The sequence below is a fragment of the Rhodococcus sp. no. 34 genome, from assembly GCF_054589475.1.
In genome coordinates this window covers 599,184-622,675 of the sequence record NZ_BAAILK010000035.1, presented here as the reverse complement: position 1 = coordinate 622,675, position 23,492 = coordinate 599,184, and the positions used below count along the sequence as shown (strand labels likewise).

Sequence of the window (23,492 nt, the reverse complement as noted above, 5' to 3'; positions counted from 1 at the left end):
CGAGGTTCTTGCTGACTCCTCGGTTCGCATCCACTGCGCAAGTGATTGCTTCCTTGTCGGAGTTGAAAGGTTCCTCGGTCGAAGAGCCGTCGGGCATCGTGATTTTGTACCGATCCATACATCGACTATTGCGGGTTGATCCGTCTCCGACAACCCGAGCTCACGGAAATATCGGTCTGGAATCAGGCGGATCAGCGGGTCCAATACTCCTCGGGACGTTGACCCGGACGGAATCCGTAGTGCGCGAGCATCGCGGTCGCTTCCGGAAAATTGGCTGCCAGAGCTTCGGGCACATGTGCATCGCTGCTGAATGTCACCGCTTTACCTCCCTCTTCGCTCCACCATTGGGGTATCCAGGGCCACAGCCGACGGGTGTTCATCTCGAGGATCCGGTCGCTGTCGGCGATGGCGCGCATCGCATTTCGGAATCCCTCTTCGAATCGACGGGGATCGAAAGGTCCGGCACTTTCGATCGGCCATGCACGCACCGCGTAGTCGATATGGGTGAACACCTCGAAGGTCCGAGAGCCAGCCACCATACGCGGGATCTCATCGAGGTATGCCCACATGACTTCGTCGGCACTCCACTTTCGAAACAGAGTGTTCGGTTCACTCCGATCGTCGCCGACTTCGAGGGTGTGCAAGGAACCCAATACCCGGTCGATGACACCGAGATCAAGGAGGTGCGACGCCTGCGCTTCGTGCAGGTGCGGTTGTCCGAACTCGACGCCGGTGAGTATCCGCAATTCAGGAAAACGGTGTCGGCATCGTTCGATGCTGTCGAGATAGCCGTCGACGTCGAGGATCGGTGCGCGGACATAGCCGTCGGTGCTCAGCAGGTGATGTTGATGGGGCATAAGATCTGCGGCGGTTGTGCGCCACCGAGCATCGAAGTCGAGATGCTCGGTGAACACCAACGCCGGCAATCCGATTGCTTCGGCACGCGCGCAAGTCTGTTGCATTCGTCCGGATGCGTGCGACAGCGGTCCGCCGGTGTCCCACGACCACTCGCTGTGAACATGACTGTCCGCGGGTAGTTGCATGTTCAGTTCGTACCAGAGCCGGGAGTTTCGGGGGGCGGTTAAAGCTCGGACTGTCGCGCGAATTCGCTCTGTGCAGTGGTTCCCCAGATCTCGGAGGACTGAGTCTCGGGCTCGCTGTCCAGCTTTCGGACGTCGTGAATGAACTCCACACCGTGCAGTTCGTCGGACGGAACCGACAGAAGCTTGCACGTGGTGCTGACGAAGAATCGCTGGACATCTTCCAACTCGAGACGCCCACCGGGCCGGTACCAATGCGCGACCCCGGTACACATCTCGAGTATCGCGAGTCGGCTCAATGCCAGATCTTCGATGTCGAAGGCGCCCACGCGTTGTCCGCGTTCGAGGATCTGTCCGAAAAGTTGCTCGTACTCGTCGCGCAGGGTCTGCAACTCGATGCGGTTGTCTCCGGTCAACCCGCGCATCTCGTACTCGGCGACGCGGGCAGTCAGTTGGTTGACGGCGGTAATGCCGACGTGTGACGACACCAGGCCGGCGAGCTGGACTACGGGATCGGCGCTTCGGCGCATTGCCCGCTCTCCCGACTGCGTCAGCTCGTCGAGGCAAGACCGAATGATCGAGGCCAACAGTGACTCTTTGCTGCCGACGTAGTGGTAGAGCGTTGCCGAGTTGATGCCGGCTTCGGCTCCGAGCTCACGAATGCCGGTGGCGGCGAATCCTTTCGTCGCGAACAGGGTGACTGCCGCCCGTTGAACGCGCCCCAGGTCCATGATCCTCATTTCGGTTGGTTGCCCAATCATGCTAGCATCGCCGCCGAAATCGACCGGCTGTCAATCAGTCGATTGATAGCTGTTTGTGTACTGGCAAATTGCATCTCAACTAATCAATCGATCGATTGAAAAAAGCTTGACTGTGCCCTGGATCACTGCATAGTCTCCTTGTCGAGCCTCCCTCTCGGTGCGAGAGCTAACAGGGCACTCCATACAAGGAGCAATGACATGAACGACGCGAATCCCCCATCTCCCGCAACTGTCGACAGGCCTGCCCTGCGGCGTGTGGCCGGATCGGTTCTGGTCGGCACCACGATCGAGTGGTACGACTTTCAGATCTACGGCGCCTCCGCCGCGTTGGTCTTTGCGCCGCTGTTCTTTTCGGACGCAGACCCCGCGCTGGCGACAATTCTTTCCTTCGCCACCTTCGCGGTCGGCTTCCTGGCGCGGCCACTCGGCGGTGTTGTGATGGGCCACTTCGGCGACCGCATCGGACGCAAGAAGGTCTTGGTGCTCGCACTTCTCTTGATGGGAGCAGCGACGTTCCTGGTCGGCGTCCTTCCGACCTCCGCCCAGATCGGTGTGTGGGCCCCGATTCTTCTCGTATTGCTGAGACTGATTCAGGGCTTCGGCGTCGGGGGTGAGTGGGGCGGTGCAGTTCTGACTGCTGTGGAGTACGCACCCAAGAACCGCCGCGGCTTCTACGGCAGTATGCCGCAGGTCGGTGTGCCTGCTGGCCTTCTGCTGGCGACGGCCGTCATGTTCGGCACCAAGGCGCTCACCGGGGACCAATTCCTGGTGTGGGGGTGGAGAATTCCCTTCCTGCTGAGTATCGCGTTGGTCGCCGTTGGGCTTTACATTCGCACCGCGTTGGAAGAGACTCCCGCATTCGCTCGCGTGAAGCAGCAGAACACTGCGGTCAAGATTCCGATGGTCGACGCGTTCAAGAACTACCCTCGTCAAATCATTCTTGCCGCAGGTTCGATGATCAGCACGGGCGCTTACTTCTACATCCTCAACACCTACAGCCTGACCTACGCCGATCAGTTCGATCTGCTGTCCGGAAACCTCATGCTCGGAGCGGTCATGGTGTCCGCGCTCGTTGCAGTCATCTTCATTCCGATCTTCGGTCAACTGTCCGAAAGATTCGGCCGACGCCGGATCCTGATGGTCGGCATCACCGGCATGGGAGTGTGGGTCTTCGTTGCATTCGCCGCGATAGATACCGGCAACTTCTGGATCACCACCGGCGCATTGGCAGTCGGCGCATTCATGCTCAGCATCTCGTACGGGCCGCAGGCGACGTTCATCGCGGAACTGTTCGACGCACGGGTGCGGTACAGCGCAGCGTCCATCGCTTTTCAGATCGGGGTGCTCTTGGGTGGTGCAATCGCGCCGATGGTTGCCGCCATGTTGGTTCGCGCAACCGGCGGATCGTTTGCGGTCGCTGTGTATATCGCTGCCCTGTCGGTTATTTCGCTGATCAGCGTCTACTTCGTCCGTGACACCGACCTCGACGAAGGAAGTCGCGACATGTACATCGATGACAACGGGGCGTATCTGCCGCCGGTCGATCAACGCTCCACGGTTGTCAACTAATAGAGGAAACTTCAATGATCACAAAGAGTTTCGAAGAGATCTCTGTCGGAGACATTGCGGTGACGGACCCGCGGGTCGTCACCGAAGACTATGTGCGAAGTTTCGCCGACCTCACCTGGGACTGCCATCCTCTTCACCTCGACCCCGACTACGCGCAGCAGACGCGCTTCGGTCGCCAGATCGCCCACGGTGCTCTCATGTTGTCCACCTTGCTCGGTCTGGTGGAGTTGGACCCCCGTTACCTGCAGTGCTTCTACGGGCTCGATCAGGTCAGATTCCACCGGCCGACTTACCTCGGCGACTCGGTGCATGCGGTGTCGGAAGTGCTGTCGGTGCGCCCTCGCTCGGACGGTGAGACCGCGATCGTGACGTCGAAAGGCTCACTGGTCAACCAAGACGGAGACCTTGTCTTCTCCGGCGAGTTCTCATTCCTGGTAGGCGAGACCCATTCCCTCGACCTCGAAGTGGGTGCTCGGTGAGTTTTCGGCGGCATATGTCATGGTGGCAGGACCTCGAAGCAGAACACTTCGAATGGGCTGTGCCAGAGCACTTCAACATTGCGCACGCATGTGTCGATGTACAGAATCCCGATGATCTGGCCCTCGTCGTAGACACCGGTGGGCACTGGGCGCGGTACACATTCGGTGAAGTCGCCACGATGAGCCGAAAGTTCGCGACCGTGCTCGCGGATCTCGGCCTGGTCTCAGGCGATCGCGTCGGTGTGATGGTCCCACAGGGAATCGAGGTTCTGGCGACACATCTGGGCGCCTTCCGATCCGGAATGGTCACCGTTCCACTTTCGGTCAAGTTCGGATCGGATGCGTTAGTACATCGGATGCGTGACTCCGGCGCGAAAGTTCTTGTGGTCGACAAGGACTGCTATGAAAGAGTTGCCGACGGAATCGGTGAGATACCGGGTCTCGAAGCCGTAATCGTGGTCGGAAGGCTCGATCGGCTCTCCGATTCGACGCCCGTGCAAATCCTCGATTTCCACAGCCTCGTCGACGATGCCACAGAAAGTAGTGAACTGGTAGCCACGGGCCCCGATTCACATGCCATCATCATCTACACCTCAGGGACGACCGGGAATCCGAAAGGCGCGCTCCACGGGCACCGAATTCTCCTGGCGCACATGCCCGGTATGCGGACGGCGTTCGACAATGCTCCGCAGCAGGGAGACGTCTTCTGGACGCCGGCAGACTGGGCCTGGATCGGTGGTTTGTTCGACGTACTGTTCCCCGCACTTGCGTTGGGGTGCCCCGTAATTGCGACGCCCGACAAATTCACGCCTTCGCGTGCGGTCGAGATTCTGAGCCGTCACAAGGTGACGGGCGCCTTCATTCCGCCCACTGCCCTCAAGCAGATGCGAAGCATCGGCGTCGACAAGACTGCTGCGCGTGGTATTCAGCTGCGGGCATTGGGAACCGGTGGTGAGGCACTCGGTGACGCGCTGCAGGCCTGGGTTGCGAGCACTCTCGGCGTAGCTGTCAACGAGTTCTACGGGCAGACGGAAATGAATCTGACCATCGGCACGTCGCGGTCGAAGTGGAGTCCCGCCAGCGGCTCGATGGGTCGCGCCTTCCCCGGCTTCGAAGTCACCCTCCTCGATCCACTAGGCGAGCCGGTCGAGATTGGTGAGGTTGGCGAGATCTGTGTGAAGGCAGGCAATCCCGGACAGTTCCTCGGATATTGGAACCAGCCGTCGAAGACCGATGAAAAGGTGTACGACGGTTGGATTCACACCGGTGATCTGGGTCGGACTGATGACGCCGGGAACTTCTGGTACCAGGGACGTGCCGACGACGTCATTTCGTCCGCGGGGTACCGAATCGGCCCCGGAGAGATCGAAGAGTGCCTGCTCTCGCACGACGAGGTAGCCATGGCAGGTGTCATCGGTGTTCCGGATCCGTTGCGCGGCGAAGCGGTTCACGCTTTTGTCGTACTGTCCGAGGGGTCGAACTCCTCGGAGGAGCTCCGTCAGGAGTTGCAGACCCACGTGAAAAGTCGCCTTGCTTTCTACCAATACCCCAGGGAGATCACCTTCATCGACAGCTTGCCGCTCACCACTACTGGCAAGATCCTCCGACGTGAACTCCGAGCGTTGGCCACCTCCGCGAACGATCGCGTGTAGCCGGCGTCCTTACTCGGTCCTGGGTGGGACCCGGTTGTGGGTGGGACCCGGTTGTGGGTGGGGCCGTTGTGGGTGGGGCAATGCGAGCTGAGCTTTGCCCCCAGCTCACCCCCGAACGTAGGGGGCGAGAAGGGCTTCCCACGCTTCGGACATTTGAGTGTATTCGCCGGCGCAGCCCTCAGCCCGGTCGCTGTTCAGCGCACCATCGTCGACGAGGTACTGAAAGGTCGTCTCGTCGGAGCCGTAGACGTAGCAGAGGAAATTCACGGATCGTTGCGCATCGAGCGAGTGTGCGTCGGCAAAGGCCGAGTCGTCGAGGGCCTCGATCCGGCTTCCCGCCAACGCGTATGAATCGGCCGTGGTCAGCAGATAGTCTTTCGATTCGTCGTCGCTGGTGAGAATGTACGCAGCCATCTGATCGGCGACGTCTTCTTCTCGGCCCGTCGTTTTGAGTTCGAGTTCGCCGATGAGTGCGTGCCCTACTTCGTGATACAACGTCGCAACCATGCTCTGATACACCGCTGTGTCAAGGGAGTCCCCTGAGTCTCCGGCACTGGAAAAACTCGAGCGTTCCTGGGCGGACAGTTCGTAGCAGACCTCGATGGAGTGCTGATCTGGGACATAGTATGCGTTCGACTCACCGCAGTCCTTGGCGATGACCTTCACGTCCCGGGGGATGTGAACGTAACTGTTCATGGTGTCCGCAAAATCGTCGAGGACTCGATGATCCCGTAAGAAAGTCTCCTCAGCCGCATTCTCTGCGTTGCCGGCTGTCTCGTACGTGACGACAAAACTTCCGTTCGTCTCCGCAGCGGGGCTTGACGCGTTTGCATCAGCTGTCGAGGGTTCTCCCGAACTGCACGCGGTGATCAGCAGGGCTGACGCAACCCCGAGGAGTGTCACGTGCAAGGTCCGTGAACGCGGGAGATCTTTTCGACGTCGAAGAGTGATCATTGCAGTCCTCTCCTTGAAGCAAAATTGCGGTAATCAATTGCGGTGGTTCATCATTGAGGAAGAAAATGGTCAGGATCGCGCTAGTGCTCGAAAAACGTCGATTGTCTGCTGTTCGTCCTGCTCTGCGCCGTGGTCGCTGAGTTTGACGATGACTGTTTGGGTCACCGGATCGATGTAGATGTACTGACCGTAGACGCCGATGGCTGAGAAATCCTGTCCGCTTCCTCCGCTGGGATGCCACCATTGCGCGGAGTATCCCCACTCGTCGACGAGATTCGGTGCAGGCGTGCTGATCCGGGTAATCCATTCCGCTGGTACAACGCTCGTGCCGTCGACCATTCCGCCGTCCATGACCAACTTGCCGATTTTGGCGAAGTCGCGCGCAGTGGCATTGATGCAGCAGAACGCCTTTTCTTCCCCACCCGCCCGATCAAGGTTCCATGTCGCCGCATCTTGGGCACCGATAGGGGCCCAGAGATCGTCACGGAGGATGTCGGAAAGCGGTCGGCCTTCTTTGCGTGCAAGTACCGCGCCGAGTAGTTGAGTATCGACACTGCGATATTCGCCCTTCGAGCCGGGCTGGAAGACCAATTCACGGTGGTCTCCGAGGAATTGGTCGAGATCGGTAGTGAGCAGCATTCGGGCGGTTCCGGTCAGTGGAAAGTACGGATTGTAGTTCTCTGATACATCGACCCCTGAGGTCATGTCGAGAAGGTTGTGGACGGTGATGTCGTCATAGTTTGTGCCCGTGCGTAGTTCGGGAAGGATGTCGACCAATCGATCGGTCTCGCTCAAGATCCCCCGGTCGATCGCGCGCCCGGCCAGGAGTGAGACGATTGATTTTGCAACGGACCAGGAAGATTGACGAGTAGTAGCCTCGAATCCCTCGCGGTACCACTCGTGTACCAACTCGCCGTGACGCATGACCAGGAACGAATTCGTGGACGTTCGAGTGATGAATTCTTCGATCGGTATATTTTTCCCCTCCCACGGAACCGTGGTCGGGAGTGGTTTCGTGGCGACGCTGAGGGGTCGAGGGTTGGGTGAGGCGTCAATCTCGTGGCTTGCGAACAACTCGCCCTGGGTGGACGGCTGACGGGTCGCAAGTTTGACAAGCGATACCGGAGATGGAATCCGCAGCGCTGCAGTAGCTCCTACGGCTCCTACCACCAGAACCGCGCCGACGACGGCTATTGCCGTGGCGGCGCGGACCGCGAACCTTCGTCGATTGCGAATTGTCACTGTTCGGATTCCTGTCCGTCGGACCTGGCGTTGCCTCGCTGCTCTACCGCGGCACGTAGCGCTGCGAGTAGTGCGTCGAAGATGGCGTCGAACTCGACCAGAGCGAGCCTGGCGGCATTGGCCGCGATCGAGGGATATTCATCAGGGTTCACGACCATGTAGTGCTTGATCAACGCGGTTTCCTCGACTGAGCGCGTTTCTTCGGGCAGAAGTGCGTACCCCGCTCGGGCGCCTGCGAATGCAAGAATTGTGTCGGCCAGCATTCGTTGGTAGAGAACAACTTCTGATTCCCCGAGCCCGAGTTCTTCGAGTGCACTGAGCATCATTTCCATGGTCGCGAGGCCGCCGGGGCCCCACGTGAAGTGCAGCGAAATCGCCGTGCCGACGTACGGGTGAGAGACGAACTCTTCGACAACAGCTTTGGCCAAGGATTCGAGTCGGTCTGAGGGGGAGAGCCCTTCGGGTACTTTCGCGACTGCCGTTTCGAAGAGTTTGTCGCCGACTGCACGCAGGAGTGCATCCTTGTCGTCGAAGTGGCGCCACACCGCTGAACGGTCGACTCCGAGTTCGACACCGAGTGCCTTGCCGGTGAGTCCGTCGGACTCACCGCGCGCTGCGATTCGAACGGCAGCGTCCACGATCGTCTCGCGATCCAGTCGCACCGTTGCTCGCTTGGTTCGCCCCGTCGTCACGGCGTCTCCAGTCATCGTCGTTGTCATCATTGATGACAACGACGATAGCACGGCCCTGTCTGGCCTTTCTCGTATCCAGCCACGAAGACAATCGGCCCGGGCTGTCCGAAGCGGCAACAGCAATCTGATTTATCGCGTCAATCGTCAACGCTGGTTGTCGGTCTGGACGTAGTGGCTTGCGTCGGTGTCCTGCACGATCCTGGCATGCAGGCGCTCGGCCGACGCAGACTCGTAAAAGGCTGTGGAGACGCACGCGAAAATGGTTGCCGTGAAATATGTTCGGACGCTCATCACGACCTCCCCCTCGGGGAGGTCCGGGTCGGGCTATATGTTCGGCAGGACCACCACGAAGAACCAGCCGCTCAGTGCCAGGCCGATGAATCCGGTGAAGAGGCCGACTATTGCATCCCATGGCAGCTGGCGGGCATTCGAGAGCAGATGCCCGCCAGACTTCTTCGGGTGACGTCGGAGCGCGAAGATTCCTGTTGTGATCGCGCCGACGCCCAGCAGGATGCCGAAGCCGAAAGCCCAGAACAGGAGTACCGACAGCGCGCCGAGCATCTCAGACCGCTCACTCCAGCGTGCGATGCGCTGTGTTTCGGTGGGCGGAGGCCACTTGTGTGAAGGCGACAGAGCTGCTCCGAAACGGCGGGTGTGGTGACGAATTGACTGGTCGCTGAGAAACATTGTCCACCACGCCTGGAGTTGAGTCGATGTGCCGCTGGTATGTACTCGTCTACCCCGTCTTCGCGGATATATGCCGCTGATTTCGAGGCTAGGTGGATGCCGCTTCTTCCCAGGAGTTTCCGTTCCACACGATGGAGATGGGGTATTCGTTGTTGACCCCGTTTTCCCAGTAGTCGATGACGCCGTGGCGCTCCGATTCGAGTTCGATCCAGCCGATGCTGAATCCCCCTCGAAGTACGCGTTGAGCCCGGCGGTCGATCTTGTCCAGTGAACGGCAGAGTCCTCGCACGCGGGAGTCGATCCAGCCCGCAGAGGCATCAAGAACGGTGATCTCGACGATGCTCGCGTCGCTCAGCGGAATCTCGATGAGAAGCTCGCCGGAATCTCGTACCTCTCGGGTCGATCGATTCTCGTAGGCGTGCAACAGCTCTCGCGGTTCGAACAACGAAGGGTCGCCGTCGGACCGTCGAGACCAACCGAAACGCTGCACGGACACATTGTCTCCCACGAATTGCAGGAATGTCATTCGATGTGAATGAGGCCGTCCAGGGCGTCCAGTACCCGGTCCAGCCCGAACTCCCAGGCCGCCTCGGGGCTGTACGGGGAGTTCTTGGCCTCGCCGGCCGCCCCTCCGACTCGCTGCGCCAGCGGGAAGTCGTCGCCGAGATAAGCAGCCAGACGCTGGTTCCAGGACGACCACACCTCGGCCATGTCGGCTGCTCGAGGGTCAGGGCGCCGCGCTTGCGCCGAGGATCGTGCGAAGTCGGCGACAAATGTCAGGGCGGAGTCCCGGTCGATGTCGGTCAGTCCCGTGCCGTCGAAGGCGTGAAGTTCGTGGTCGTACTTCGCGATAGTTCCCGGACCCAACGCGGAGCGCTGATCGGAGATGTCCAGGAGCCACCAATGCTCCGTATAGAGGACAAGTTCTTCCTCGGCGACCCGACGCACACGTTGGCGCCAGGTCATGTTCCCGTACGGCAGGAGTGGGCTGTGTCCGTGTACGGCGTCGACCATGAGCACCAGCAGATCGTCGCGGGATCCGACGTGGGTGTACACCGCCATGCCCGAGATTCCGAGTTCGGCGGCCAATCGGCGGACCGTCACGGCGTCGAGGCCGTCGGTATTCGCGACGGAGATCGCGACGTCGACCGCCTGTGAGGTGGTGACCTTCGCTCGCGGGCCGCGGGTGCCACCCTTCGGTGCGAGGAGGTGATCGCGCCAGAGCAGGTCGATCAGTTCGCGCGCCATCAGTCGTCTCCAGAAATCGGGAATATCTCAACGGTGGTATACCTTATACGGTGCATACTGTATGCACTGCATAAGGTTTATCGATCATGGGAGGCCCACGATGAAAATCACCAGCACTGCTCTGTCCTTGAACGTCGCCGACACCGACGCATCGGCAGACTTCGCGAAAACCCATTTCGGTTTCACCGAGGCCATGGCCGATGACGGATTCGTTTCTCTGAATCATCCGGATGCCGGGGTCAACGTGGTCTTCCTGCGCACCGGGCTCGGGACGTTCAAGCCCGACTTCGTCGCAGGTCCGGCCGGTCAAGGCATGCTCATCGCATTCGTGGTCGACGATGTCGACGCCGAGTTCGCCCGCATCGCTGCTGAAGGTGCCTCCGTCGTCACCGAACCGGAGACGGAACCGTGGGGTGAGCGTTACTGCCAGTTCGTCGACCCCAACGGAATCGTGTGGCAACTCGTTCAGTGGGTGTGAAGAACCCGAGCGCTCGGCTCCGCGGCGCGCGGCACAGATCGTAACCAGAGGGCGCGTTCGACGGACTGGGCTTGGAAGCGCTGCGGTGAGATCCCGTGCGCAGTGCGAAACGCTCGGCTGAATGCGGGCAGGTGCGCGTAACCCAGGTTCCTCGACACCGTGCCGGGTGCAACCCCGAGTTGGAGTTGGGTGCGTGCCTGGGTCATCCGTGAAAGCGATCGCCACTGCGGATACGTGGTGCCGGTTTCGATACGGAACTCCCGGCGCAGCCTGGCCGCGTCGGTACCGAACTCTTGCGCCCACTCGTGCAGAGTGCGAGGGTCGGCCGGCCGGGCGGCGATTGTCGCTGCCAGTCGTGTGGCAATCGAATCGGCGGGCGAGGTGTTCGAAACCGGTTGTGCAAGAGGGCCGGTGGCGATGACGTCGAATGCTGCGGCGCTGTCGTGGCCGCGCGGGCGCAAGGGCGTGTAGGCGGCGACGAAAGTGTGCAGCAATGCCAACTCGTCAGCGGGGGAGAACTGCACGGTCTCGAGGGCGTCGGCAGATACGGTCGACCCGTTCGAGGAACGGAAGCCGAGCGGTAGCAGCAGTGAACCAGTCGGAACCGTGACGGTGTTGAGGACGCCTGCAGGCAGAATCATGGCCTCTCCGGTGCGCAGTTCCCAGCTGCGGTCCGCGACATCCACCTGGGCTTGGCCTCGGTAGACCCACACGGCGACGTGGGCGCCGTTGACGCGCGGCCACGTCGCATTGGCCGGTATCGGCGGCGCTATTTCCCCGGGCTGCCTGGGCTCTGCGAGCATGCGGACCAATGCTTGATCGTTGTCGGTGTCCACCCTGCGATCGGTTGGACCGGAGAGGGCCCGGCGGCGATAGTCGCTCGGGCTCTCTCCCATCTGGGCCCGGAATGCGCGGGTGAATCCGCTTCCTGTTTCGAAGCCGACTTCGTTTGCAATCCAACCGATCTCGCGGTCCTGCTTCAGGTACTCCAACGACGCGGCGATCCGAGCTCGAAGCCGCCAGCGCGTGAAGGTGAGGCCGGTTTCTTCCACGAAGTACCGCTGGAGCGTTCGAATGCTGATCCCGGCACGCTTCGCGAATTGTGCCTCGGTGTCGTCGGTGCCAGGTGTTCGCAACAGGGCGTGCGCGATCTCGAACGCTTCCCGTGATTGCGGCAATTGCGGCAGCGAGGTGGCCCCGTCGTCGGCCCGGGTAATCATTTCGAACAAGGACGACGGGTGTGCAGCGTCGCCGCGCAGATAGCCCAGGTTGTGAACGAACTCGTGGATCAGTCTGTCTTCCCATCCGGACGGAACGCGCAAACGCGTCACGGTAGCCGGCCCGGCGCTGACGCCGTTCGAGGGCGGAAGCAGGATGGGAAACGCGACGGAATCCGAGTCCGTCTCCATCGAATATCGCACGCCCGCCGGGATCCACAACAACTCGCCTGCCGGCACCTCGTAGACGGTCGATCCGGTCCTGACGCGTCCACTGCCTGCGAGAACCCAGAACAAGAGGGGTGAGCGGCCGATGCTTGGCTCGGTGCGGCAGGCGCGGATCGGCCCCAAGTCAATCGCGTCGGACCCCTCCGATAGTGGTAACACGTTGGCGCTCCTGGACAACCCTTGCTACTTAAGTATGGCTAACTTTACCTCTGCTGTCTGCGTTCGCAGCGGCGCACTCTCGTATCTTCAGAAAGCCACATACTCATGCGCAGATCTCTACGCCCGACGGCGGCAGTACTCGCCGCGGTCGTCGCCCTCGCTCTTGCCGGCTGCTCGAATTCGTCAGGTAGTGACACCGGAACCGAGGGCACCCAGAAAACCTCCGGGGCCACCGAGGGATGGCCGCGCACCGTCGATCACGGCGGCCGCAGTACCGAGATCACTGCAAAGCCGACTCGGATCGTGTCCACCTCGCCGTCGTTGACCGGCACGCTGCTTGCGATCGGAGCGCCGGTGGTCGCGAGTGCGGCGACAACGCCGTCGGGAATGACCGATGACCAGGGGTTTTTCTCCCAGTGGTCGGGCGTGGCGGCTGATCGTGGCGTCGAGGTGCTCTACCGAAATCTCGAGCTGGACCTCGACGCGATCGAGACCTTCGAGCCCGATCTGATCATCGGCTCCGCCAACGGCGGCGACTCGACGCTCGATGCCTACTCGCAGCTGAGCGACATCGCACCCACTGTTCTTCTCGACTACGGCGCCAGCTCCTGGGAGGAGCTCGCTGATCAGCTCGGGACTGTCACCGGACTCGAGAGTGAGGCCGCCAAAACCGTCGACGAATACGACAGCTGGGTGACGACGCAGGCCGGGCAGATCAAACTTCCCGAGCAGCCGGTGACGGCACTGGTCTACATGGGTGCCGACGGTGTCTGGACGTTCCGAGCCGACAGCCCGCAGGGCAATCTGCTGGCCTCGCTCGGCTTCACCTATGCCGAGCCCGCTGAGCAGTTTGTCGCTCCGGACAAGCGGGGTGCCTCCGGCGTCGCGATCGTCAGCTCCGAAAACATGTCTGCCGCACTAGACGGGGCGCAGACGCTGTTTGCCGTCTCGATGGGGCCCAAGGACGTGGAGAAGCAACTCGCGGCCGACCCGCTTCTTGCGAATCAACCTGCGGTCAAGGGTGATCGGGTCTACGCGATGGGAACGGCAGCTTTCCGTCTCGACTACTTCAGTGCAAAGCAGACGGTCGAGTCGCTGGTGTCCACGTTCGGTGGATGACCGCGTGGGCGTTTCTGCGCAGTCCCGGACCGAAGCGCCACTGCGGTCCGGGACGGCCGCGCGTGCGGGGTTGTTGGTCCTCGTCTCCATCGTTGTAATCGTGCTGGCATCCGTCGGCGGACTCGTCATCGGCTCACGCAACATCCCCGTCTCCACTGTCCTCGACGCAGTTCTTTCCTACGACGCCGGTAACAACGAGCACCTGATTGTGATCGAATCACGTTTGCCTCGAACAATCCTCGGGCTTGTGGTCGGGGCCGCGCTCGGTCTTGCCGGCGCGCTGATGCAGTCGATCACCCGCAACCCTCTGGCCGATCCGGGACTACTCGGCGTGAACGCCGGAGCATCAGCAGCAGTCGTCATTGCGATTGCCTATCTGGGGGTGACTTCGGTCGGCGGCTATCTGTGGTTCGCGCTTGCCGGCGCGGCCGTTGCCTCGGTAGGTGTGTACATGTTGGGGTCGGCGCATCGCAGCGCCGCGACCCCAGCGCGCATGGCGCTTGCCGGTGCCGCTGTTGCGACGGCGATCACGGCTCTCACCAGCATGGTTCTCATCAGTAACGAGGCCGCATTCAATCAGTTCCGATTTTGGGCAGTGGGTTCGTTGCAAGGCCGCGGCGGAGACGTGATCGTCACTGTTCTGCCCTTCGTCATCGTCGGTATCGTGTTGTCGTTGTTGCTGATTCGTCCACTCAACGCAATCGCGCTCGGCGAGGATGTCGCCAAAGGGCTCGGTGCCAGCACCGGACCCGCACGGGTCGGATCCGCTGTCGCAGTCATCCTGCTGGCAGGGGCCGCCACTGCGGCGGCTGGACCGCTCGGATTCGTGGGCCTGGCTGCGCCGCACATCGTGCGCGGTGTCGTCGGGCCGGATCTGCGATTTCTTCTGCCGTGCGTGCTCGTTGTCGCCCCGGCATTTCTGCTCTTGGCCGACGTTCTCGGTCGCGTTGCCACCGCGCCGGGAGATCTGCAGACGGGGATCGCCGTGGCGGTGCTCGGTGGCCCCTTGTTTGTTGCGCTCGTTCGCTCGCGGCGGGTGGCGTCGCTGTGAACGCGATTGCAGCGCAGCCGGTTCCACCGCTGTTCCGCGGTTGGGTGGTTCGAATCGGGTCGTACTCGTGGCGGATAGTTCCGCGAGTGCTGTTCGTAGCCGTGACAATCAGTGCGGCATTGGCGGCGCTCTCGTTTGCCACGCTGATGTATGGAACCCTGGATCTGTCCTTGGGTGAAGTATGGCGCGCCCTGCACGGCGAAGGCGCCCCAGCGGCGGTTCGGTCCGTCCAGAATCGCAGGCTGCCGCGGCTGATCACGGCGATCGGCGTGGGCGGAAGCCTCGGTGTGGCCGGCGCGGTTTTCCAGACGCTTTCGCGCAATGTTCTCGGCTCGCCGGACATCATCGGTTTCACCACCGGCGCTGCGACTGCAGCCGTGGTTCAGATCGTCTTCTTCGGAGGCGGGGTACTGCAGACCGCGGGCGCCGCTGTTCTCGGCGGCATGCTGACGGCGCTTCTGGTGTACGCGCTGGCACGCAAAGACGGCGTCAGCGGCGGTCTTCGACTTGTCCTGGTCGGTATCGGCGTGGGCGCGATGCTGAGCGCCGTGATGTCGTTCCTGGTGGTGCGTGCGGATATCGACGACGCCACCGTTGTGCAGCAGTGGACGGCCGGCTCGCTGACCGGGCGCGGTTGGCCACACGCGGTCAGTGTTGCGATCGCCGTCGGTGTTCTCGTTCCTGCTCTCGTCGTGGTGTCCCGGCGCGTCACCATGATGGAGATGGGCGACGACGCTGCGTCCTCGCTCGGAATCTCCGTGGAGCGATACCGATTTGCCGGCATTCTGCTTGCGGTCGCGCTCACCGGCGCGGCGACCGCGGCCACCGGCCCCATCGCATTTGTGGCGCTCGCCGCTCCCCAGATCGCACGACGGTTGGCACGGCGCAGCGGTGTTCTTGTCGCGCCTTCCTTCCTCCTCGGCGCAGTTCTGCTGGCGGGCGCCGACTTGATCGCGCAAGCGGTCGAGGTCGGTCTCCGCACTCCGGTCGGTCTCGTCACCAGTCTGCTCGGTGGTGCCTATCTGATCTGGCTGCTCGCTCGTCAGGCCTGAAAAAAACTCGCTACGAAAGAGATTCATGACTACTGCCACCCCAACATCGCGGCTGCGCGCCGAGAAGATCGAACTACGGTACGCCGATCGAACCATCGTGGACGAGTTGAGTCTCGAGATCCCCGATGGAGGGTTCACCGTCGTCGTCGGACCGAACGGGTGTGGCAAGTCGACATTGTTGCGTGCGCTCGGCAGAATGCTGACACCTCGATCGGGTCGTGTTGTGCTCGACGGTAACGATATTCGGTCCTATCGAACCAAAGAAGTCGCCCGGCGAATCGCCCTGTTGCCACAGTCCCCGCTCTCGCCTGGAGCGATCAGTGTCGCAGACCTCGTATCCCGCGGCCGATATCCGTATCAGAGCATGCTGCGCCAGTGGTCACCCGAAGACGAGCACGTTGTCTCCGAGGCCCTGAATGAAGTCGGAATGCGATATGCAGCAGACCAATTGGTGGACGAGCTGAGTGGGGGACAACGTCAGCGGGTATGGATCGCCATGACGCTTGCGCAGCGCACCCCGGTGTTGTTGCTCGACGAACCGACCACCTTTCTCGACATCGCACACCAGATCGAGGTTCTCGACCTCTGTTCCCAACTCCACCAGTCCGGTCGAACATTGGTCGCGGTCCTGCACGACCTGAACCTCGCGGCCAGATATGCCACGCATGTAGTTGCCATGCGGTCCGGAAAAATTGTCATGCAAGGCAGTGCCTCGGACGTCTTCACCCCTGAGTTACTGCGCGAAGTCTTCGACCTCGAGGCGCTGGTTCTCGAAGACCCGGAAACCGGACGGCCACTTGTTGTTCCGCGTGATCGAAGACCTGTCAGGCAGCTACCCGTCCACAACTGAACCACCGATCAGGAGATATCAATGACTACCGCATCTCGACCTGAAGAAACTGAAACGTCTGCGTCGGCAAAGGCGCCACGCGGAGAAGACCACGACCGCGGTCTCAACGACGTGGTTGCCGTCGTCGAACGCGTCGAACGACCGACCGAGAGCATCTTGCGCATCGCCGTCCAGTTGACTTCGTCGGCGGACGACCCGAATTGGTTGCGGCCCAACGTCGCATTTCGCATCCAGCTCGGTCCGCAGTACGGCGACGTCTCTCGCGTCTACACGGTGCGCACCTGCAACGCGCCGAGCAGTTCGATGACCTTCGACGTAGTGCTGCACGGCCACACCAGCCCGATGATGAGGTGGGCCGCCGACCTGCGTGTGGGTGACACGTTCTCACTCACCGGTCCTCGCCCGCACTTCCTCGTTCCCGAGATCGCCGGGCGCCGCGTCGCACTGTTCGCCGACGACACCGCGATACCTGCCCTCTATTCGATTCTGCTTCAGTGGCCCGAGGGACTGACCGGCGTCGGCTGGGTCGCCACCGGTGACGCCGAGGCCTTCGCGGAACTGCCCGTGATCCCCGGCCTCGAGCTGCACCATGTCGAAGATCGCCTCGCCGAGTACGCCGTCGAACTCGAAAACCCAGGAGACTACGCGGTGTGGGGTGCCGGGGAACGGGACGAGATGCGAGCCATTCGAGCGCATTTCCGCAAGACAGTCGGCCTGGCGAAGGACGATGTAGTTGTCTTCGGGTACTGGAAGCGAGGGGTCAGCACTACCGAGATAGATCAGAACCGACTTCGGAACTACACGAGCATCCTCGAAAACGGCGGCACGCTCGCAGACATCGACGATCTGGCAATCGGTATCTGATGCGACTGTTGGATTCGTCAGCCCACCGCGTGTTCTTCCGGCGCCAGGGAATTGCCCGGTGCGATGTTCGAGCAGTTGTTCGGCAACTGATTTCCGTTGAAACGGTCGTTGAGCCAGGTGATGGCGCCGGGGAGCCACAGCGCGCCACCCGGAACGTGACTGATGGTGTCGTACTGGTCGTACTGGATGGACAAACCTGCGTCGCAATAGCGAGTGGCGAGTGAGCGGACGTCCCCGGCAACCATGACTCCGTCGCCAGGGCCGACGCCCGGTCCACCTGGCTGGGTGCCCTCGAGGGCTCCGTTTGCGGCTTGAGCGATGAACATCGGGATGGTGGGTATCGGCGCGTTGCCCATGTTGATCTTGTTGGCCACGTCGACGTACTCGGGCACCGAGTTGGGGTTCGCATACTCTGGTTTGGCAAGGTCCTGCCAGGTCACCCCCGGGTACTGCAGGATGACGTTCCCGATCGAGGCATCCTCGATCCGAGGTAGGAGTTCGCGTCCGCGATCGCCGAGATACGGGTCGAAATCTATGTCGTAGGCACGGGCAAGTCCGACGACCGCCATCCCGACAACGCCTGCCCAACCGATGCTTCCGTTTGCGTACCGGAGGTTGTTTGCCGGGTTGACCAACAGACCACCCTGGGCGGCGCCGATCAGGTCCTCGTTGATGTCCGGGGCGTAGTCCGGCGCGAGGATGGACGCCCAGTTGGTGGCGATTGCTCCGCCCGAGTATCCCATCAGACCGATCTCGGCTGAGTCGGAAATACCTGTCTCGGATGTGTTGCGAGCGGCACGGAGGGAGTCGAGAGTCATCATTCCGTATTCGGGTCCTGCCGCGAAGTCCGCGTTCGGGCCCTCGGTGTCGGGAATGACGACGGTGTAGCCCAGCGCCAGTAGAGGACCGAACATGACGGCTTCGCCGGAAGCGAGAGTCCCGCCGAAGGCGACATTGCGCCCGCTGACGGTAAGGCTGCCGATCGGGGTGTCCCCCGCGATTGCTCGTGACGGTCCGTCTTCCGGGTTCAGCGAATCGTAGGCAGACTGGAACGAGACAACTTTGTCCGGCTGGGCATTGGGTGGTCGAAGAATCGATGTGACATTCGCAGACGGCCGGCCGAGAGCGTCGGTCGACCGGTACAACACCTGTACGGCTTGCAACGGGGTAGGAATGTTGACGACGTGATAGGGCAAGGTTCTCGTTTTGAGCACGGCCCCAGGCTGATACGACGACAGCGGTGCCGAACCGTCGTACTGATAGAAGGAATCCGCCGACGGTTGCGCGGCGACAGTAGGTGCTGTGATGCCTGTGAGTGCAATGGCTGTCAGCGCCACCGCTCCCTGAAAGAGAATCTTTGATGCCACGATCGACCCTTCGGTTTCGTATGTCTCTCGGTACTTGACGGGCTGGTGTGATGACGACCACACGCTATCTTACTTTTGAGTAATAAACGAGAGGCTTGCGCTGGTTGTTTGAATCATGCATGAACGCAATGTGATTGAGATCTTTGAAGCGGCCTTGATAATTCTGCTCAGGATGCCATGTGTACGATACGACTAGTAGCTGTCGCGACGAGCTGCTGCCTTGGGCTGTTCCGGGTCGTCCGATTCCGGCAAATGTTCTGTGCTGCACGGTCTTGAAGGACGAAGGAGTGGACATGGGTAAGCGCGCTCCCGATGACGGCGTGTTTCGAGACTCGGCCGGCGCCCAGGCTGGACTGCTCACTCCTCCGAGCGGTGCACGTAGCGAGGCGGCCCACGAGAAGGCCCTTCGGTCAGCGGAAGCGCTTCTGAAATCCGGGGGAATGAAGGCGGCGACCATCGATGCGATCTCCGAGCAATCGGGCGTCAGCAAAGTAACGCTGTATCGGCACTGGCCGTCGCGGCAGGCGATCGCCGCTGAAGCGTTCGGTGTGCTCATGGCCCGGCACTTGACGTTTCCGGAGACCAACAGTGCGCAAGACGATTTGAACGATTACCTCGAGGACATCGGAAGGTTCTACCGAGGTCCACTCGGGTCGATCTTTGCCGAACTTGTCGGCGCGTGTGCCAACGACCCGACGACGGCTGCATACTTCCGTACCTTCTTCCTCGACGAACGTCGTCGCGGCTTCGCCGAACTGATTCGACGATGTGTTGAGTCCGGATACTTCCGCGACGACATCGAGATCGAGGAAGCGATCGATCTCTTCTTCGGTCCCTTGATCTACCGGATGTTGGTGGGGCACGCGAGTATCGACGACAACACGGTGCGCTCGATCATCGATCATGCAGTTCGTGGACTCCGGAACGGTGTCTAAACGGGATATTCGCTGAAATCCTTTGCGCTGGAGAGGGTACTGCCCTCTCCAGCGTTGCGCGATGTGTGTCAACTCGGCACTGTCAGCTGAGCATTTTCAGCACGTTCTGGTACTCACCGTTGATCTCGGCATGACGAAGTGGCTTGGCCGCTTCGACCACAATCTCTGTGGCGTTGTCGTCAGCTTTCAGTAGAGCAATGGTTTCTTCGATGTAATCATCAAGGGGTAGAGCCGATTCCGAGTTCTCCTGGTTCATCAGTGTGGTGCGGACGCCCGGTGGGATGAGTTCGATGCACTGGATCGAAGTATCGGCGAGTTGAACGCGCATGCTCTCGGTGAAGAGATGAACGGCAGCTTTCGTGGCGTTGTACGTGGGCGTGATGGGAAGTGGGACGAAGCCGACGGCGGATGACACAGTGGCGATGGTGGCGGTCGGCTTCGTCAACAGATGCGGAATGAACTGGCCGACCAGTCGAATAGTGCCGAGTAGGTTCGTCGTGATCGTTCGTTCGGCGACGTCGAGGAAGTCCGGGTTCTTCAGGTCCTCCGGGTACATGATTCCCGACATCGTCACAAGGACGTTCAGATCGGGAAAGTCCTCCGTTACGGATTCATACGCCGTTCGAATGGATTTCGGGTCGTCCACATCGATGACGACAGTGCCGATGCCCGAGTACTTGTCCGAGATCTCTTGCAGCAGAGCGGATCGCCGCCCACCGATGATTACATTGTTCCCCTCGTTCTGCAGGCCCACTGCAAGTGCGAGTCCGATACCGGAGGTTCCGCCGGCAATGAAGATGGTATTTCCCGAGATATTCAATGTGTGTTTCCTTGGTTTGTCGTGGGCGTCGACGTGGCGACAGTGATGGATTTGAGTTGGGTGTATTCGTTGAGCGTCTCGAGGCAGAACTCTCGCCCGAGACCGCTTTCCTTGAATCCGCCGAAGGGGACGCCGCCTCCCAGATTGAAGTACTGATTGATCCAGACGCAGCCCGCATCGAGACGGTCCGCGGTTTCCATGGCGTTCTTCAGGTTTGAGGTATAGATCCCAGCAGCGAGTCCGTATGGAGTGTCGTTGGCTTCTGTGATCACTTGCTCGTTATTGTTCCACTTGAGGACGCACAAAACAGGCCCGAAGATTTCGTCCTGCGCAATTCGCATCGAGTTCGTGACCTCCAGAATTGTCGGTTCGACGAAGTTTCCGGCTTCGAATCCCGGCACGACCGTTCGGTTGCCGCCGGTAAGTACTTGTGCGCCTTCTTCGATTCCGGAATTGATCATCGAGATCACACGATCGGCATGTTCCTTGTGGATCAATCCACTCAGTTCGGTGTCCTCCTCGAGTGGCGGCCCGACTCGCAATGATCGGAATCCTGCGACGAGTTTTTCCACGAAGGCGTCATAGATATCCTCGTGGATGAAGAGACGTGTTCCGGCCAGGCAGGATTGGCCGTTGCACATGAGGACACCCGCGGTGGCATCGGCGACCACTGCATCGATGTCCTCGATATCAGGAAACACGATGCTGGGACTCTTGCCGCCGAGTTCGAGAGTGGTCGAGATCAGCCGGGATGCTGCGGCGTGTGCCACGAGTCGGCCGACTTCGGTGCTTCCGGTGAAAGCGAGTTTGCTGACTTTCGGATGACCAATCAGGGCTGCGCCGGCCTCTTCGCCGAGGCCGGGTACAACATTGAGAACGCCTTTCGGGAACACTTCGGCGGCGATCCTCGCCAGTTCCATGACTGAAACACAGGCATTTTCATCAGGTTTGATTACGACGGTGTTTCCGGCGGCGAGAGCGGGAGCAATCTTGAATGCCGTCATCACAACGGGATCGTTCCAGGGAGTGATCTGTCCGCACACGCCCAATGGTACCCGTTTCGCAACCAGATACCCCGAGGCCAATTCGCGGCCGAAACCGTGGTGCGCCAACGAAACTGACGCAAAGTATCGTAGGTGCGACACTGCGGCCCGATAGTCTTCTCGCATCTCCCTGATGTGTCGCCCGGTGTCCATGCACTCGAGTTGGGCAAGCTCTTCAGTTCGTTCCTCCACCAGTGCGGCAAACTGCAAGATTTGTGCGGACCGTTCTTCGGTCGTCAGGCCTGCCCACGCCGGAAATGCCCGTCCGGCGGCTTCGACCGCATCATTGATTTCTTCTGCCCCGCATCGGGACAGTGTGGCGAGCAGAGCGCCGGAAGCGGCGTCACGCGCCTCGAAGGTGGATGTGCCGATGGCTCGGAACGCTCCATCGATGTACGCACCGTATTCACGAACTGCTTGACCTTCCATGGATCCTCCTAGATCGGTCAATCGGTGAAGTTCGAAGTGTACTGTACGTTTCGTACACTTGTCGATGGTCGCCTTGCCGCGCATGGATGGCGTTAGCAGAAAGACCAGTTAGAACAGCGTTCTGGTCACATCGTCAAGGCGTGGCTCCAGCAATTTCAGCCGCCTGCTTCATAGCCTGTGAGACGTACCCCGTGCCGATTCTGACGCCGCCCAGCCACTCGGTGAGGCGCGCCGCCTCGGCATCGAGAGAACGTCGCGCAGACGCTGACACGGTCTCGAGCAATCGAACGTGCACCACACCGGTTTCGTCTTGGATCCAGCACCCAACGACGCGACCGTCGACCCAAGCGGTGGCGCCGGCATTACCGCGGGTGTCGAAGAGTTGGTTGCGGTGCGGACCGAGGTAGAAGTCACGGTTCTTCCACCCCATGACCGTCGGGTCGAGCACCGGTAGGAGTGCCACCCAAGGACCTGGATCAGGCACCGTGGCGACGTCATCGGGTAGCAACCAGCCGGTGTCGCCTCCGTCGAGTGAGACTGCAACGGCGTCGAGTTCGGCGAGGGCGGCCCGGACGACCGTCTTCGTCGAGCCCAGCCACCAGACGATGTCGTCTTCCGTGCCCGGTCCGAAGGTGTAGAGCCAACGGCGGACTATTTCTCGATAGCCGTCTGCAGATTCGAGATCGAAGGGGGCGTCGTCGAGCCAGTGTCGAGTGAGAGTCCACAGTGGGCGTGAGACGGGGAAGCGGGCGGTGTTGGTGCCGCGCATGATGTCTGCGGTCGCCCCGAGATGCGTGAGAACCCTGGGTGCCGACCAGATTTCACCTGCCGAACCCTCGACCTTGACGTCTGTCATCGGCACGGCCTGACGAATCTCTACCGCTGAAAGCCCTTCAGGCCTATCGGTGAGCAACTTCAGCACTTCCGTCCGTGCGCGATCGAGCCAGTCGTTGCCGTCGACGGCGAGTCCGGCCTTGACGACATCCTTGGCCATTCGTGCCCGCTCGGTGTTCGCGACGCGGGCGGACGCACTCGACCACGCGGCCGGCAGAAAGTCGCGGGGAAAGGTGAAGAGTGTGCGGCGCATTGCCAATTGCTTCACGAGACTGCGTTGGTCGTACAGGGCGCGGTCGACGTCGGCGGCGTCCACGGACCGAACCCTCGCCCAGCAAGACAGATAGACCGTCGCTGACTCGGTGGCGTGCAGTACCGTCATCGCCCGCGTGGCAGCTTCCGGCGAATCGACGTGAAACATTGGCTCCAGCGCATGACGTACTCCTATGCGAGCACGGCGTTCGTCGTCGGAGACATGGCGCATCAGGCCATCGTGCCACAGTCCAGGTGCGTCGTATCAGCTAGTTGCACGAGGGTTCGGTTGCGCCAGTAGTCGTCGTGTCGGAGATGTGTGATTGCACCCGGGGTGGTCGCGAAGGTCGCAAATCCTGCGGCGTCGAAGGGAATCTGTAGCCAGGCGGAGACGACGAATGTGTGTGCAAAGCCGTGGGTTACGACGATGTGATCGTGATCGAGATCGTCCATCAGTTCGCACATGCACT

Annotated in this window: 24 protein-coding genes and 1 pseudogene; 10 read left to right on the top strand and 15 right to left on the bottom strand. The window is 61.0% G+C overall.

Annotation, left to right across the window (positions count from 1 at the left end; translation table 11 throughout):
• Positions 1 to 191: 191 nt before the first annotated feature.
• Together ACYP01_RS16145 and ACYP01_RS16140 are read right to left on the bottom strand one after the other, a co-directional pair.
• The gene (locus ACYP01_RS16145; RefSeq protein WP_459681120.1) at positions 192 to 1,043 is read right to left on the bottom strand and encodes a PHP domain-containing protein; all 852 of its coding nucleotides are present in this window, start codon (positions 1,041 to 1,043) and stop codon (positions 192 to 194) included.
• Positions 1,044 to 1,081: 38 nt separating this feature from the next.
• A complete protein-coding gene (locus ACYP01_RS16140; RefSeq protein WP_007735696.1) occupies positions 1,082 to 1,771 on the bottom strand; it encodes a TetR/AcrR family transcriptional regulator in 690 nt (229 codons plus the stop codon).
• A gap of 228 nt (positions 1,772 to 1,999) precedes the next feature.
• On the opposite strand from ACYP01_RS16140, the gene ACYP01_RS16135 reads away from it, so the two are divergent.
• The 3 genes from ACYP01_RS16135 to ACYP01_RS16125 are packed head-to-tail and all read left to right on the top strand — an operon-like array spanning position 2,000 to position 5,501.
• Positions 2,000 to 3,370, top strand: a complete 1,371-nt coding sequence (locus ACYP01_RS16135) for an MFS transporter (RefSeq protein WP_054831393.1) — start codon at positions 2,000 to 2,002, stop codon at positions 3,368 to 3,370.
• Between the two features lie 14 nt (positions 3,371 to 3,384).
• Positions 3,385 to 3,849, top strand: coding sequence for a MaoC family dehydratase (locus tag ACYP01_RS16130; RefSeq protein WP_459681116.1), 465 nt, complete (start codon positions 3,385 to 3,387; stop codon positions 3,847 to 3,849).
• 14 nt (positions 3,850 to 3,863) lie between these two features.
• Positions 3,864 to 5,501, top strand: coding sequence for an AMP-binding protein (locus tag ACYP01_RS16125; protein ID WP_459681114.1), 1,638 nt, complete (start codon positions 3,864 to 3,866; stop codon positions 5,499 to 5,501).
• Positions 5,502 to 5,606: 105 nt separating this feature from the next.
• Here ACYP01_RS16125 and ACYP01_RS16120 read toward each other — a convergent pair whose 3' ends face one another.
• From ACYP01_RS16120 to ACYP01_RS16090, 7 genes are all read right to left on the bottom strand, one after another.
• The gene (locus ACYP01_RS16120) at positions 5,607 to 6,455 is read right to left on the bottom strand and encodes a DUF4344 domain-containing metallopeptidase (RefSeq protein ID WP_459681112.1); all 849 of its coding nucleotides are present in this window, start codon (positions 6,453 to 6,455) and stop codon (positions 5,607 to 5,609) included.
• 69 nt (positions 6,456 to 6,524) lie between these two features.
• Entirely contained in the window at positions 6,525 to 7,697 is a 1,173-nt protein-coding gene (locus ACYP01_RS16115) for a serine hydrolase domain-containing protein (RefSeq protein ID WP_459681110.1), read from the bottom strand.
• Complete coding sequence (locus ACYP01_RS16110; RefSeq protein ID WP_459681108.1) at positions 7,694 to 8,404, bottom strand: TetR/AcrR family transcriptional regulator; 711 nt, start codon at positions 8,402 to 8,404, stop codon at positions 7,694 to 7,696. Before ACYP01_RS16110 ends, ACYP01_RS16115 begins: the two co-directional genes overlap by 4 nt.
• Positions 8,405 to 8,533: 129 nt before the next feature.
• Positions 8,534 to 8,680, bottom strand: a complete 147-nt coding sequence (locus ACYP01_RS16105; RefSeq protein ID WP_156511705.1) for a hypothetical protein — start codon at positions 8,678 to 8,680, stop codon at positions 8,534 to 8,536.
• A gap of 33 nt (positions 8,681 to 8,713) precedes the next feature.
• Positions 8,714 to 9,076, bottom strand: coding sequence for a hypothetical protein (locus ACYP01_RS16100; protein ID WP_459681106.1), 363 nt, complete (start codon positions 9,074 to 9,076; stop codon positions 8,714 to 8,716).
• Positions 9,077 to 9,164: 88 nt separating this feature from the next.
• Positions 9,165 to 9,602 (bottom strand): hypothetical protein, encoded by a 438-nt coding sequence (locus ACYP01_RS16095; protein ID WP_459681104.1) that lies wholly within the window; start codon positions 9,600 to 9,602, stop codon positions 9,165 to 9,167.
• Complete coding sequence (locus tag ACYP01_RS16090) at positions 9,599 to 10,324, bottom strand: TetR/AcrR family transcriptional regulator (protein WP_459681102.1); 726 nt, start codon at positions 10,322 to 10,324, stop codon at positions 9,599 to 9,601. Before ACYP01_RS16090 ends, ACYP01_RS16095 begins: the two co-directional genes overlap by 4 nt.
• A 100-nt stretch (positions 10,325 to 10,424) precedes the next feature.
• Between ACYP01_RS16090 and ACYP01_RS16085 the strand changes: the two genes are divergently transcribed.
• Positions 10,425 to 10,802 (top strand): VOC family protein, encoded by a 378-nt coding sequence (locus ACYP01_RS16085; protein ID WP_459681100.1) that lies wholly within the window; start codon positions 10,425 to 10,427, stop codon positions 10,800 to 10,802.
• Here the strand turns inward: ACYP01_RS16085 and ACYP01_RS16080 are convergent.
• Positions 10,790 to 12,406 (bottom strand): helix-turn-helix domain-containing protein, encoded by a 1,617-nt coding sequence (locus tag ACYP01_RS16080; RefSeq protein ID WP_459681098.1) that lies wholly within the window; start codon positions 12,404 to 12,406, stop codon positions 10,790 to 10,792. The two genes, ACYP01_RS16085 and ACYP01_RS16080, sit on opposite strands and share 13 nt — an antisense overlap.
• Positions 12,407 to 12,511: 105 nt before the next feature.
• On the opposite strand from ACYP01_RS16080, the gene fepB reads away from it, so the two are divergent.
• Genes fepB through ACYP01_RS16055 form a run of 5 tightly spaced genes read left to right on the top strand, consistent with a single transcriptional unit; the run spans position 12,512 to position 17,342 of the window.
• The gene (gene fepB / locus ACYP01_RS16075; protein ID WP_459681096.1) at positions 12,512 to 13,525 is read left to right on the top strand and encodes a Fe2+-enterobactin ABC transporter substrate-binding protein; all 1,014 of its coding nucleotides are present in this window, start codon (positions 12,512 to 12,514) and stop codon (positions 13,523 to 13,525) included.
• Entirely contained in the window at positions 13,518 to 14,576 is a 1,059-nt protein-coding gene (locus ACYP01_RS16070; RefSeq protein WP_125052354.1) for a FecCD family ABC transporter permease, read from the top strand. The genes fepB and ACYP01_RS16070 overlap by 8 nt, the downstream gene beginning before the upstream one ends.
• Positions 14,573 to 15,628 carry a FecCD family ABC transporter permease gene (locus ACYP01_RS16065; protein WP_459681093.1) on the top strand — a complete coding sequence of 352 codons (1,056 nt, stop codon included), beginning with the start codon at positions 14,573 to 14,575 and terminating at the stop codon, positions 15,626 to 15,628. The genes ACYP01_RS16070 and ACYP01_RS16065 overlap by 4 nt, the downstream gene beginning before the upstream one ends.
• Positions 15,629 to 15,653: 25 nt before the next feature.
• Complete coding sequence (locus ACYP01_RS16060; RefSeq protein WP_030537418.1) at positions 15,654 to 16,478, top strand: ABC transporter ATP-binding protein; 825 nt, start codon at positions 15,654 to 15,656, stop codon at positions 16,476 to 16,478.
• A 21-nt stretch (positions 16,479 to 16,499) separates the two neighbouring features.
• Entirely contained in the window at positions 16,500 to 17,342 is an 843-nt protein-coding gene (locus tag ACYP01_RS16055; RefSeq protein WP_459681090.1) for a siderophore-interacting protein, read from the top strand.
• A gap of 17 nt (positions 17,343 to 17,359) precedes the next feature.
• On the opposite strand, the gene ACYP01_RS16050 is transcribed toward ACYP01_RS16055, so the two are convergent.
• The gene (locus ACYP01_RS16050; protein WP_058038488.1) at positions 17,360 to 18,709 is read right to left on the bottom strand and encodes a lipase family protein; all 1,350 of its coding nucleotides are present in this window, start codon (positions 18,707 to 18,709) and stop codon (positions 17,360 to 17,362) included.
• Between the two features lie 293 nt (positions 18,710 to 19,002).
• Here ACYP01_RS16050 and ACYP01_RS16045 point away from each other — a divergent pair, with 293 nt between their 5' ends.
• Complete coding sequence (locus tag ACYP01_RS16045) at positions 19,003 to 19,644, top strand: TetR/AcrR family transcriptional regulator (RefSeq protein WP_058226797.1); 642 nt, start codon at positions 19,003 to 19,005, stop codon at positions 19,642 to 19,644.
• Between the two features lie 82 nt (positions 19,645 to 19,726).
• On the opposite strand, the gene ACYP01_RS16040 is transcribed toward ACYP01_RS16045, so the two are convergent.
• The 4 genes and pseudogenes from ACYP01_RS16040 to ACYP01_RS16025 form a co-directional block, all read right to left on the bottom strand.
• Positions 19,727 to 20,464, bottom strand: a complete 738-nt coding sequence (locus ACYP01_RS16040; protein WP_285181599.1) for an SDR family oxidoreductase — start codon at positions 20,462 to 20,464, stop codon at positions 19,727 to 19,729.
• The gene (locus ACYP01_RS16035) at positions 20,461 to 21,936 is read right to left on the bottom strand and encodes an aldehyde dehydrogenase family protein (protein WP_459681087.1); all 1,476 of its coding nucleotides are present in this window, start codon (positions 21,934 to 21,936) and stop codon (positions 20,461 to 20,463) included. Before ACYP01_RS16035 ends, ACYP01_RS16040 begins: the two co-directional genes overlap by 4 nt.
• Positions 21,937 to 22,069: 133 nt before the next feature.
• Complete coding sequence (locus ACYP01_RS16030) at positions 22,070 to 23,191, bottom strand: winged helix DNA-binding domain-containing protein (protein WP_459681085.1); 1,122 nt, start codon at positions 23,189 to 23,191, stop codon at positions 22,070 to 22,072.
• 62 nt (positions 23,192 to 23,253) lie between these two features.
• Positions 23,254 to 23,492: pseudogene (locus ACYP01_RS16025) on the bottom strand (histidine phosphatase family protein); the annotation flags it as partial.